Source organism: Streptomyces sp. NPDC051976 (genome assembly GCF_040680795.1).
Taxonomy (GTDB): Bacteria; Actinomycetota; Actinomycetes; order Streptomycetales; family Streptomycetaceae; genus Actinacidiphila.
In genome coordinates this window covers 291,644-303,307 of sequence record NZ_JBFAXL010000006.1, presented here as the reverse complement: position 1 = coordinate 303,307, position 11,664 = coordinate 291,644, and the positions used below count along the sequence as shown (strand labels likewise).

The following is an 11,664-nucleotide window of genomic DNA, read 5'->3' as shown; positions in this document are numbered from 1 at the left end:
TCATCCTCGGACAACACCAGCTCGGCCACCGGCCGCCCCATCTTCGCCATGAACACAGCCTACTAATTCAACGAACTCCCGGCGCAGGACACTAGGTTTTCGTCCATCGACGATCCCGCATACGACGCATATGACGCACACGACGCCTACGACAGGACGATGACTGTGAAAGACACTTCGTGGAAGCTGCCGGTCCTGGCGACCGTGTTCCTGGCGGCGAGCCTTGGCACCGTGACCGATGCCGCGGCCGCGCCCCATGGCGGGGACGGCGGCGCCCCCGCGGTTCCTGGCCGCATCGCCCACCAGGAGGTCCTCTGGCACGACTGTGCCACGGGCCCGGATGACGCGGACGGTGCGGCGCTCGACGCGGCCGGAGCGCGGTGCACGGAGATCACGGTGCCGCTCGACTACGGCCACCCGAGCGGGCGCACCACCACCGTGGCCCTCTCCCGGCTGGCGGCGACCGACACCGCCCACCGAATCGGCAGCCTCTTCATCAACCTCGGCGGTCCGGCGACCCCCGACCTGACCACGCCGCTACTGGCCCGCCAGGCGATGGGCGGCACCGGCGCCCGCTACGACCTGATCGGCATGGATCCGCGCTTCACCGGCCGCAGCACCCCGCTGGACTGCCACTGGCCGGACGCCTGGCTGACCCGGTCGGCGGGCGTCGACCGGCAGGGCTTCGACCGGATGGTCCGGCAGGAGAAGCAGCTGACCGCCGACTGCGTGCGCGACCACGCCGACGTGCTGCCGTTCGTCTCCACCACTGCCTCCGCCCGCGACATGGACGTGGTCCGTTCGGCACTCGGCGACACGACGACCAACTACCTCGGCTACTCCTACGGGACCGAACTGGGCGCGATCTACGCCCAGTTGTTCCCGGAGCGGGCAGGCCGGATCGTCCTGGACAGCTCGGTCGACCCCAACCACCCCGGCCCGGCGGGCTTCGCACGGGGCGGTGCGACGCGCGAGGCGGCACTGCACACCTGGGCGGACTGGGCGGCCGGCCACGACGACGTCTACCACTTCGGGACCAGCGGTGCGGCGGTCATGGCCACCGTGGAGCGGGTCTACCGCACGGCGGCGCAACACCCCCTGCACATCGGAGACTTCCGCGTGGACGACAGCACCTTCGCCGGTGTCCTGCTGGACCCGCTGACCAACGACGACGAGGACGGCGACGCCCAAGTGGCCGGGATCATCGCCGCCTTCGTGCGGGCGGCCGACACCGGTGCCGCGGAGCCGACCCCCGCGCTGACCGACGGCCTCACCAACCTGCTGACCGGCACGTACTCCGCCCGGCACAGCGCACAGACCGCCATCATGTGCGGCGACGTGAACGTACCCGAGAGCCCGGAGTACTACTGGCGCGACATCCAGCGTCATCGCGCCGACGAACCCCTCTTCGGGCCGATGGTGCGCGACATCACCCCGTGCGCGTTCTGGCCGACCGACCACCGTAAGGAGGTGACCGAGGTGCACAACAAGGTGCCCTCCCTCGTCGTCGGCTCCACCGGCGACATCAACGCCACCTATCCGATGCAGCAGGCGATGCACCGGGCCATGGGCGGCTCCCGCATGCTCACCCTCGCCGGGGTGCGCACCCATGGCGTCTACGGCTTCTTCGGCTCGCCGTGCGTCGACGAGAAGGTGAACGCCTATCTCGGCACGGGGACGCTCCCCGCCCACGACGAGACCTGCGACCCCGCGTGATCCGACGCCGGGCCGGTGCGCGCCCGCACCGGCCCGGCGTCGTCGCGGTCAGACGGTGGCGATGGCCGGGTCGCTGGTGCTTGCCGCGCCGGTCTCGACGTGTCCGGCGAACCGTCGGACGAAGGCGCTGTCGGTGCTCGCTGTCACGGTGACGTCGTACCAGCGGTTGCCCGCGGCCACACCCCAGCCGCTCACCACCCGGGAGGCGCCCGGCTGCACGGTGTACGTGTAGTGCTGGGTCGGTGCGTAGGCGTCGGTGGCGGTGAAGGTGACGGCCGCGCTGCCCGCGTTGGTGAAGGTCAGCGTGACCTGGCCGGTGGAGGCGACGTGCCGGGCGGTCACCTCCGGGCCGGTGGAGGCGTTCGTCCCGGCCTGGCGGCGCAGGAAGCCGTTCGGGCCGAAGACGGAGAAGTCGTAGCGGGTACCGGGCAGTGCCCAGCTGTCGGTGAGGCTCTTGCCCGACTCGACCGTGTACGGCCAGGGCCCGTCGCCGCGCACGGCCGAGGTGACATGGAAGGCGGCCCCGGCGGCGCCGAGGCTGGCGAAGGTGAACTGCATACGGCCGCTGACCGCCTTGGTGTCCACCGCGAGGTCGTACGGCAGCGCCCGGGCGCCGCGCAGCCCGGACTCCTGCTTGGGCAGCGTCCCTGTGGCGGGCGGGGTGGGCACGTAGTCGCCGGGGTTGTCGTGGTCGGGCGGTACGTATCCGCTGGTGCTGGGCAGGTTAGGGGCCGCCGGGCTGCTGCGGGAGAAGTCGAAGGCGGCGGTGAGGTCGCCGCAGACGGCCCGCCGCCAGGGGGAGACGTTGGGGTTGTGCACGCCGAAGCGCTTCTCGATGAACTGCACGATGGAGGTGTGGTCGAAGGTCTGGGAGCAGACCCAACCACCCGTGCTCCAAGGGGAGATGACCAGCATCGGCACGCGCGGCCCGAGCCCGTAGGGTCCGGCGGCGTAGCCCGCGGACCCGCCGAAGAGGTCCTGCTTCACGTCGGCGGTGGACAGCCCGCGGGCGGCGGACGCGGGCGGGAAGGGCGGGATCACGTGGTCGAAGAAGCCGTCGTTCTCGTCGTAGGTGAGCAGCAGGGCCGTGCGGCTCCACACGTCCGGGTTGGAGGTGAGCGCGTCCAGCACCTGGGAGACATACCAAGCGCCGTAGTTGGCAGGCCAGTTGGGGTGTTCGCAGAACGCCTCGGGGGCGGCGATCCAGGACACCTGCGGTAGGTTGCCGCTCGTCACGTCGGCCTTGAGCTGCGCGAAGTAGCTCTGCCCGTGCTGCGCGTCCGTGCCGGTGCGGGCCTTGTCGTAGAGCGGGCTGCCGGCCTTGGCGTTGCGGTACTGGTTGAAGTACAGCAGCGAGTTGTCACCGTAGTTGCCGATGAACGGGTCGCTCGTCCAGCCCCAGCCGCCCCCCGCGTCCAGGCCCGTCCCGGCGTCCTGGTAGACCTTCCAGCTGATTCCGGCCTGCTGCAGGATCTCGGGGAAGGTCGTCCAGGAGTAACCCGCCTCCTCGTTGCCCAGCACGGGGCCGCCGCCCTTGCCGTCGTTCCCCGAGTAACCGGTGTACATGTAGTAGCGGTTGGGGTCGGTGGAGCTGAGCATCGAGCAGTGGTACGCGTCGCACACGGTGAAGGCGTCTGCGAGGGCGTAGTGGTACGGGATGTCCTTGCGGGTCAAGTAGGCCATCGTCGTGGCGGACTTGGCGGGAATCCACTGGTCGTAGGCACCGCCGTTCCATGCCGTGTGCGTGCCCTTCCAGCTGTGGTCGAGGTCCTGGAGGAACTGCATCCCGAGGTCGTCGGCCGTGGGGTGGAACGGCAGTGTCTCCCGTCCTGACGCATCCGCCTGGTGGAACGCGCTCTTCCCCGACGGGAGGGTGAGCGGCCGCGGGTCGCCGAAGCCGCGCACGCCGCGCAGGGTGCCGAAGTAGTGGTCGAACGACCGGTTCTCCTGCATCAGCACGACGATGTGCTCGACGTCGGCGAGCGTGCCCGTCCCGGCGGCCGCCGGTATGGACGTGGCCCGTGCGATCCCGGCCGACAGCGTGGACGCGGCGGCTGTTCCCGCGGCGAGTTGCAGAAACCTTCGGCGGTTGACGTTGGCCACGGGTGCTTCTCCTCAAGGTCCGGTGGGGGCGGCGCGGTTGGAAGAGATCCTGCGCAAACATGCGCATGTGGAAAGTTGGCTAGTCATCTTCGCTCATAGATGACGCGCACATGATGGTGAAGCCGCCCAAGCGCTGTCAATGCCGCGAAGCCGTCCGGGCGCGATCGTCGGTGGCCGCCGAATCGATCGGGCCCTCCGCCGCGGTCCGGGTCAGTCCGTCGCCGGTCGGCGCCGGGCCAGATACGTACCGGCGGCGCAGGCGAGGGCCGCCATCAGGGCGGCGAACACCAGCCCCGCCGCACGCAGGCCGATCGCCTGGGTGAGCAGGCCCACCCCCACCACCGGGACGGAGATCCCGAGGTAGGCCACCAGGAAGAGCGCGGAGACCGTACGGGCCCGGGAGTCGTCGGGCGCGGCGCCGGCGACCAGTTCCACCGCCCCGCGCAGGCCGAGGCCCTGGCCGACGCCGCCGACCAGCGCGCACGCGACGAGAGCGGCGAGCGAGATCTGGGCCAAGGACAGCGAGATCAGGGCCATCCCGCCGACCAGCACCCAGCAGCCGGTGGCCAGCGAGCGGGCCGCGCCCACGGCGCCGACGAGGAGCTGACCGGCCAGCGAGCCCGCGAACGCGGAGAAGACGATCAGGCCCACCAGGAAGCGGTTGTGGACGCCGAGATCCGTGGCGAGGAACGCGGGCGACACCGAGGTGAACACCCCGAGCAGCGAGAAGCCGACGAACGCCGTGACGGCGGCGGGCACGAACACCGTGGTGACCTGCGCGGGCACCACGGGCAGCCGGGCGCGCACCGCCGCCCACCCGCGGGGGTCGCGTACGGTCTCCGGCAGCCACCAGACCACCACCGCGCTCACCGCCATCAGCGACAGATGCACCACGAAGGGCAGGTCCAGCGGCCACGGGGCGTACTGCGAGAGCAGCCCCGCCATTACCGGGCCCAGGCCCAGCCCGCCCATGTTCGCCGCGGTCGCCACCAGCGCGGCACGCGCCCTGTCGCCCTTGGGTGCCAGCTCCAGCACGTACGCGGTCGCACCGCCGGTGAACAGACCCGCCGAGAAGCCCGAGAAGACCCGGCCCACGTACAGCAGCGGCAGCCCGCTCTCCAGCAGGAAGCAGCCCGCGCTCGCCGCCGCGCACCCGATGCCCACCAGTGCCACGCGCCGCCGCCCGACGGTGTCCGAGATGTCGCCCACGAGGAGCAGACAGCACAGCACCCCCACCGCGTACGCGGCGTAGATCAGGGTCACCGTCAGTTCGGAGAAGCCCAGCTGCTGCTGGTACAGCCCGTAGAGCGGGGTCGGCAGCGTCGTACCCGCCATGACGGCGGCGAACACGCCGGCGGCGCATCCCATCCGCAGGGTCGCCGAAGGCGCGGAACGCCGCCCCGCCGCCGGGCCGTCCTCCTCGGGGCCCTCCGCCGGACCTCTCGACGCGCCGTCCACGGAACGCTTCGCCGAACCCTCCGCCGGGCCTGTCACAGATCGCGCTCCTTCACCGGATGTGCGGCGCGCCGTCCGCGTCGCCCGCCCCTTGGGGCATCCTTCATCCTGGCGTGCCGGAGTCCCGGGACCTCGCACCGCCGCGTGGGGAGTCGGGAGAGGCGGGTGCAGCTTCGGGACGCACCGGTTGACGCGGTGTCAGACCGTCGTGGGTCGTCCGGAGAGCGTGGCCGCGTCCACCGTGTCCTGGGCGGGCGGCGCGGTGATGCTGCGTCGGCCGCCGAAGGCGAAGAGGTCGACGGCGACGGAACGGCCGGTGCCCATCTGCGCGACCCATCGGAGCGGCTTGCCGTGGGCGTCGGCCCACACGTCCAACTCCGCGTTGTCGGCGCCCGCCAGCAGGGTCGGCAGCGAGCTGCCCACCCTGCTGGCGAGGCGGGTGTCCGCGGCGAGGGCCGCGAGGGTGACGGTTCCCTGGTAGTGCCTGCCGACGGTGCCGTCGAGGTTGTCCAGGCCCAGGTCGGTCCAGCCGGTGGCGTCGGGCAGCATGCGCAGCCCGAATTCGGGGTGGGCCTGCAGCCCGTGGGTGGCCGCGCCGTCTTTGTCGCCCTGCGGCAGCGGTGCCCGCATCCAGTGCTTGCCCTTGAGCGGGCCGCTGGGCCGCGGGTCGACGCCGTAGTAGTAGGAGTCGCCGACCAGCAGTACCCGCGTCCTGTTGGCCGGGTGCAGCCGCTGCAAGCCCAGTTGGGCCGTCGGCGACGTCACGTTCATGGCCGGTTGCCCGCCCCAGGTGAACAGCCCGTCGAAGCGCACCTTCCGGCCGTCGAAGACCACCATCTCGGTGGCGGTCACGGACTGATGCTCATCGCTCCACGCGGCGAGGCGGCGCATCAGCGCGGTGAACCGGGCGCTGTTCCGGTCGGCCGTCGTCGGCGTCCGCGAAGGCGTCCTGGGCGCCGGCAACGTACGAACGGCGTGCGGCCGTCCGTCCGGCGCGGACGAGCAGCCTGCCGCGCCCACCCCCAGCGCCGCGGCGACAACCACGCACAGCGCGGCCAGACTCCGTGCCTTCATCCCGTACGTCCCCACCCCTCGCCCCCGGACCGGACCGCGCACTGCGGAAGGCCGCTCGGAGCGGCACACTAGCGGCCCGGGTCGCGCGGTGAGGAGCCGGGCCCACCCCGGCCGAGCTGGGGCGGGGCGGGGTCACTCCAGTTCCTCGACGCATCAGTCGAGCATCGATCACAGCCTCGCAGATCGGCCAGCCGCAGATCGGTACGGGTGAACACCGTCCCATGGGCTCGGGCCTCATCGGATCTTAGGGCAAGGCCGGCCCCGGCGAACCCGTGCTGTCGCCGTACGGGTTCGGCCCGGCGGCCGGTCGGGCGGCACGGGTGTAGCGGGCTGCCAATTCCCCGAAGGCGGTGGTCAGTTGGGGTGGGCCGATGAGGTCGATGTCGGTGGCGAAGTGGCCGAGGGTGGCGGCGAGGCCGGTCCATGACCAGGAGCCGAGGGTGAGGCGGCAGTGATGGGGGTCGAGTTCCTCGACCAGGCCGTCCGCCGCGAAGGGTGCGACGTCGGCGGCGGGGAGGTGGAGGATGACGCGGCCTTGGCAGGGCCAGCCGGGGGTGGTGCCGTCGTTGCCGCGGAACCGGCTGGTGAGGAAGGCGGCGACGTCGGCGCCGCCGGGGAGGGCGCGGGGGGTGAAGCGGGGGCCGGTGGGGGTACGGGGGCGGAGGCGGTCGACGCGGAAGATGCGCCAGTCCTCGCGGTCGAGGTCCCAGGCCACGAGGTACCAGTGGTGCCGCCAGGCGACCAGGTGGTGGGGGTGGGTACGCCGCGGGCGATCCGGGCCAGGGGTGTAGTCGAAGCGGAGTTCCTCACGGGCCTGGATGGCGCGGCCGAGTTCCACGAGGACGTGCGGGTCGGCCTGCGAGGCGTCGTCGGCCGAGGGCGGTGGGACGGCGGTGATGCGCAGCAGGTCCATACGGTGGCGCAGGCGGGGTGGCATGACCTGGCGGACGGTGGCCAGCGCGCGGGCGGCGTCTTCGGCGAGGAGGGTGCCCGCGGCGGCGCTCTGCAGCGCGACGGTCAGGGCGATGGCCTGGTCGTCGTCGAACAGCATGGGGGGCATACGCGTGCCCGCCTCCAGCCGGTAACCGCCGCCCGGCCCCTTGACGGTGGCGATCAGATAGCCGAGCTCACGCAGCCGGTCCATGTCACGGCGTACGGTGCGCGCGGTGATGCCGAGGCGGTCGGCGAGTTCGTCGCCGGACCAGTCGCGGTGCGTTTGCAGCAGCGACAGCAAGGTGAGCAGCCGGGAGGACGTTTTCTGCATACGTCCACCCTCCCCGAGGTAGCGGACACACCCTGTCCGCTACCTCGACCACGATGACTCACATGCCGTCCGGGACGAACGCCCGGCCCCGGCAGCCGCCGCCTGGGCCTTGACCGCCCGCGGCGCCGTCAACGCATCGCATCGAGCCAGGAGCAACTGATGTCCGTCACGACCACCACCCATCTGAATTTCCGCGGCACCGCCCGCGAGGCACTGGACTTCTACCAGTCCGTCTTCGGCGGCCGCAGCGTCGCCGTCACCTACAAGGACGCGGGCGCCGTCCAGAACGACAGCGAGGCGGACTGGGTGATGTGGGGCGAGGTGGCCGCGGACAACGGCTTCCATGTCATGGCCTACGACGTGCCCTCGCAACTCCCCTGGAACCAGGGCGACAACCCCTTCTTCGTCTCCGTGCGCGGTGACGACACCGAGGAGATCGGCGCCCTGTGGCACCGGCTCGCCGAACGCTCGACCGTGGTGCGTCCGCTGGAGCCCGCGCCCTGGGCGCCGCTGTACGGCATGCTCACCGACCCCTTCGGCGTCACCTGGGTCCTGGACGTCACCGCCCCCTACACCGGCTGACCGAGCCGACCCGGCCAGGGCGCGTGCCCATGGCCGGGTCCGCGCCCGCCCCCTGGCGGATTCGTCGTGTCCTCCGTGAACCCGTCACTCTTTCGCGCGACGAGGAATCGGTTCTGCTTGGGCTGGCCCGGTGACACCGCGAGAGACCCCGTGGGTGGTCGGGGAATACGGCGGATACCGACATCTACCGAGCACGCGAGGTCGAAATGAAGCGTTTGGGGATTCCCGTCCTGGTGGCCGCGACGGTCCTTGCCGTGGGCGGGGCCACGCTCGCGGCCGCCCAGGACAGCGACTCCGGCAAGCAGCAGGTCCGTGCGCCGCGCGCGTCGGTGGGGCGCTACTGGGGCGAGGACGTGAAGGTGGGTCCTGGCCAGTACGCGGTGGCAAGTGTGAACTGCCCGGCAGGCATGGTGAGCACCGGCGGAGGAGGCGCCATCGGCGGTGCGAGCGACACCGGTGGCGACCCGTTCTTCACCGGTTCCTACGGAGGCCCTGGGAACTGGACCATCGGCGTGAAGAACACCGACAGTGTGACGCGCTCCGTCGATGCCTTCGTCGTCTGCATCACCCCCTGAAGGCCGCTCGGCGCCTCAGAAGACGGACAGTCCTGAGGCGCTGGTGAAGGCGTCGAGCGCGGCGACGGCGGCGACGGAGTTCCCGGCGCGGTCGAGGGCGGGGCTCCAGGCGCTGATCGCGGCCCGTCCGGGGAGGACGGCGAGCACGCCGCCGCCGACGCCGCTCTTGGCCGGGAGACCGACGCGGAAGGCGAACTCGCCCGCCGCGTCGTAGGTGCCGCAGGTCAGCATCACCGCGTTGATGCGCTTGGCCTCGCTCCGTTCCAGCATCCGGGTGCCGTCGGAGCGCAGCCCGTGCCGGGCCAGGAAGCGTCCGGCCAGGGCGAGGTCACGGCAGCTCGCGGCGATCGAGCAGTGGGCGACGTACTCGCGCAGCACGTCGTCGACGGGGTTCTCCAGGTTGCCGTGGCTGGCGATGAAGTGGGCCAGCGCGGCGTTGCGGTGGCCGTGCTCGGCCTCGGAGGCGGCGACGTCGGCATCGATGGCGATGGCCGGGTTGCCCGCCTCCGTGCGCAGGAAGTCCAATACGTGGGCGGCCGCGTCCCCGGTCAGCGTCTGCAGCCGGTCGGTGACGACGAGCGCGCCCGCGTTGATGAACGGGTTACGGGGCACGCCGTGCTCGGTCTCCAACTGCACGAGCGAGTTGAACGGCGTGCCCGAGGGCTCGCGGCCCACCCCTGTCCACAGCGAGCTGCCGCTCCCGCCCGCGGCCAGGACCAGTGCCAGCGAGAACAGCTTCGATATGGACTGCAGCGAGAACGGCCGCTCCCAGTCGCCGACGCCGAACACCTCGCCCTCGACGGTGGCCACCGCCATCCCGAAGCCCTCGGGATCGGCGGCGGCCAAGGCGGGGATGTACCCGGCGACCTGCCCGCGGCCGGCCTCGCGCCGGGCGGCGGCCATGGCAGTGCCGAGGAGCTGGGGGTAGTCCAGCTCCACTCCGCCCGGCAGCGCGTCCACCACGGTGTCCATGGCGGGCAGGCTAGCCGCCCGGCCAGGGAGGGCCGACGGGGGGGTGGACGCTACGCGGCGGGTGCGGGTGCGGGTGCGGGTGCGGGCCGGGGGCGGTCAGGCGTCGGCCAGGGCGGGCCAGCGGATCCGGGTGGCGCACAGCGAGACCAGGGCCGCGGAGGCGGCGACGGCGCCCATGCCCCACACCAGACTGCTGCCGCTCGCGATGAAGCCGATCACGGGCGGTCCGGCCAGCAGGCCGATCGTCCCCATCGCGGCGACCAGGGCCAGTGCCTCAGGACCCTGCCGGGCCGCGGCGACGTAGACGCACGGGGTGACGGCTGCGACGCCCAGGCCGACGCAGGCGAACCCCAGCAGTGCGGGAAGCACACCGCCGGCCAGCAGGGCGACGGCCAGACCGGCCCCCGCGAGCGCGCTCCCGGCCACGACGATCCGCCCGTCACCCCAGCGGGCGCGCCAGCCGTCGGCGAAGATCCGGGCGAGCACCATCATTCCGGACACCACGGCGATGCCCAGCGGTGCCACCTCAGGACCCGCCTCGGCGATGTCCTTGAGGTAGAGGGAGGACCAGTCGTTCATCGCCCCCTCGGTCACGGTGCCGAACACCATGGCGAGACCCATCCAGATGGTCACCCGGGTCGGCAGCGGCAACCGGCGCTTCGGTGCCTCCGGTGCCTCCTCCTGCTTCGGCTGCTCGCGCTGCTCGGCCTGCTCCGCGGTGGAGTCCGCCTCCCCCTTCGCGGTGGCGTCCGGCGCGGAGCCCGCCTGCTGGTCCTGCGTCAGCAGCCCGGACTGCGTCAGCCCCACCGCGAGCAGCAACAGCACCGCGGCCGCCACGAAGTGCACCGCCAGTGACCGGGTGTACAGGTTCACACCGACGGCCAGCAGCGCCGCGGAGAGCGAACCCGCGCTGAAGGTGGCGTGGAACCTGGCCATCACGGTCCGCTCGTACGCCACCTCCAGCGCGGCTCCCTGCGCGTTCATCGCCACGTTGAGGAAGCCCACCGCCACCCCGTCGAGGCAGATGACCAGCAGGGTGACCGGGTAGTCGGGTGTGACCGCGAGGACCAGCAGGATCAGGCCCAGGACGAGGGCGGACAGCAGCGACACCCGCCGGGAGCCCAGGCGCTTCATCACCAGCGGGACCAGAGGGAAGGAGAGCACCGCGCCCGCGCCTCCCGCCATCAGCAGCAGGCCGACCTGCGCCGCGTTCAGGTCGAGGTGCGTCTTCAGCGTGGGCAGCCGCGAGACCCAGGTGGCGTACTGGAACCCGAGGAAGAGGAACAGCGCGGCGATGGCCAACTGCGCTCTGCGGAACGGGTCGTGAATGCGCGTCATGCGTGAATCAGCCTACTTCGTTCGACGATGGTGATCCGCGCGGCGGATCCACTGGGTACTTCGGTCCCCCCGTTCCTGCGCGCGCTCTACAGCGCCTTGGACATGTAGACCGCCTCGGTGCCGTAGCTCTCGGGGATGCCGACCTCCGCGTGGGCCGCGTAGCCCAGGCGGCGCCACAGGACATGGCTGCGCTGCACGGCCACCATGGAGATCCGGTCGTACCCCTGCGACCGCGCCTCCTGCTCGATCTGCCGCACGAAGTGCGGCGACAGCCCCCGGGCGCGCAGTGATTCGGTGATCACGAAGTCGTGCGCGTGCAGGTTCGCCGACGTGTGGCCGGACGCCTCCGCCTCCGTGAGTTCCGGGCACCGGCCGGGCGGGTAGGGGAGCGCCAGCAGGTAGCCCCCGAACGCCCCGTCGTGCTCCAGTACGAAGCAGGTGTCGGGCGATACCCGTCCCCTGGACTGCAGCACCGTGCGTCCTTCGGACAGGCCGCTCTCGGCGTAGGCGCGTGCTTCCAGCGCCACGATGTCGTCCCAGTCGTCGTCCGCCAGCCGACGCAGGCGGATGGTGGTGTCGGCCATT

10 protein-coding genes are annotated in these 11,664 nt (G+C 71.8%); 3 read left to right on the top strand and 7 right to left on the bottom strand.

Annotated features, from left to right (window positions below; genetic code table 11):
- Positions 1-159: 159 nt before the first annotated feature.
- Positions 160-1,716 (top strand): alpha/beta fold hydrolase, encoded by a 1,557-nt coding sequence (locus AB0M29_RS10060; protein ID WP_365381562.1) that lies wholly within the window; start codon positions 160-162, stop codon positions 1,714-1,716.
- Positions 1,717-1,764: 48 nt separating this feature from the next.
- Here the strand turns inward: AB0M29_RS10060 and AB0M29_RS10055 are convergent, their stop codons facing one another.
- The 4 genes from AB0M29_RS10055 to AB0M29_RS10040 all read right to left on the bottom strand — a co-directional run bounded on the left by AB0M29_RS10055 (position 1,765) and on the right by AB0M29_RS10040 (position 7,612).
- On the bottom strand, positions 1,765-3,819 hold the full coding sequence (locus AB0M29_RS10055) for a phosphocholine-specific phospholipase C (RefSeq protein ID WP_365381560.1): 2,055 nt from the start codon (positions 3,817-3,819) through the stop codon (positions 1,765-1,767).
- A 210-nt stretch (positions 3,820-4,029) separates the two neighbouring features.
- Positions 4,030-5,187: an MFS transporter gene (locus AB0M29_RS10050; RefSeq protein WP_365381585.1), complete on the bottom strand. Its 1,158-nt coding sequence runs from the start codon at positions 5,185-5,187 to the stop codon at positions 4,030-4,032.
- A 285-nt stretch (positions 5,188-5,472) separates the two neighbouring features.
- Positions 5,473-6,348 carry a hypothetical protein gene (locus AB0M29_RS10045; RefSeq protein ID WP_365381558.1) on the bottom strand — a complete coding sequence of 292 codons (876 nt, stop codon included), beginning with the start codon at positions 6,346-6,348 and terminating at the stop codon, positions 5,473-5,475.
- Positions 6,349-6,592: 244 nt separating this feature from the next.
- Positions 6,593-7,612, bottom strand: a complete 1,020-nt coding sequence (locus AB0M29_RS10040; RefSeq protein ID WP_365381556.1) for a WYL domain-containing protein — start codon at positions 7,610-7,612, stop codon at positions 6,593-6,595.
- 159 nt (positions 7,613-7,771) lie between these two features.
- Between AB0M29_RS10040 and AB0M29_RS10035 the strand changes: the two genes are divergently transcribed.
- Positions 7,772-8,194, top strand: a complete 423-nt coding sequence (locus AB0M29_RS10035; RefSeq protein WP_365381554.1) for a VOC family protein — start codon at positions 7,772-7,774, stop codon at positions 8,192-8,194.
- Between the two features lie 206 nt (positions 8,195-8,400).
- Positions 8,401-8,769: a hypothetical protein gene (locus tag AB0M29_RS10030; protein WP_365381552.1), complete on the top strand. Its 369-nt coding sequence runs from the start codon at positions 8,401-8,403 to the stop codon at positions 8,767-8,769.
- Positions 8,770-8,784: 15 nt separating this feature from the next.
- Here AB0M29_RS10030 and AB0M29_RS10025 read toward each other — a convergent pair whose 3' ends face one another.
- The 3 genes from AB0M29_RS10025 to AB0M29_RS10015 form a co-directional block, all read right to left on the bottom strand.
- Entirely contained in the window at positions 8,785-9,741 is a 957-nt protein-coding gene (locus AB0M29_RS10025) for a glutaminase (protein WP_365381550.1), read from the bottom strand.
- Positions 9,742-9,837: 96 nt separating this feature from the next.
- Positions 9,838-11,079: an MFS transporter gene (locus tag AB0M29_RS10020; protein WP_365381548.1), complete on the bottom strand. Its 1,242-nt coding sequence runs from the start codon at positions 11,077-11,079 to the stop codon at positions 9,838-9,840.
- Between the two features lie 86 nt (positions 11,080-11,165).
- Positions 11,166-11,663: a GNAT family N-acetyltransferase gene (locus AB0M29_RS10015; protein WP_365381546.1), complete on the bottom strand. Its 498-nt coding sequence runs from the start codon at positions 11,661-11,663 to the stop codon at positions 11,166-11,168.
- Between the last annotated feature and the right edge of the window lies 1 nt (position 11,664).

Excerpts from the sequence above, each read along its gene's own strand:
- AB0M29_RS10060 (WP_365381562.1), top strand. The coding sequence starts at position 160 with ATGACTGTGAAAGACACTTCGTGGAAGCTGCCGGTCCTGGCGACCGTG.
- AB0M29_RS10050 (WP_365381585.1), bottom strand. The coding sequence starts at position 5,187 with ATGGGATGCGCCGCCGGCGTGTTCGCCGCCGTCATGGCGGGTACGACG.
- AB0M29_RS10045 (WP_365381558.1), bottom strand. The coding sequence starts at position 6,348 with ATGAAGGCACGGAGTCTGGCCGCGCTGTGCGTGGTTGTCGCCGCGGCG.
- AB0M29_RS10040 (WP_365381556.1), bottom strand. The coding sequence starts at position 7,612 with ATGCAGAAAACGTCCTCCCGGCTGCTCACCTTGCTGTCGCTGCTGCAA.
- AB0M29_RS10035 (WP_365381554.1), top strand. The coding sequence starts at position 7,772 with ATGTCCGTCACGACCACCACCCATCTGAATTTCCGCGGCACCGCCCGC.
- AB0M29_RS10030 (WP_365381552.1), top strand. The coding sequence starts at position 8,401 with ATGAAGCGTTTGGGGATTCCCGTCCTGGTGGCCGCGACGGTCCTTGCC.
- AB0M29_RS10025 (WP_365381550.1), bottom strand. The coding sequence starts at position 9,741 with ATGGACACCGTGGTGGACGCGCTGCCGGGCGGAGTGGAGCTGGACTAC.
- AB0M29_RS10020 (WP_365381548.1), bottom strand. The coding sequence starts at position 11,079 with ATGACGCGCATTCACGACCCGTTCCGCAGAGCGCAGTTGGCCATCGCC.
- AB0M29_RS10015 (WP_365381546.1), bottom strand. The coding sequence starts at position 11,663 with ATGGCCGACACCACCATCCGCCTGCGTCGGCTGGCGGACGACGACTGG.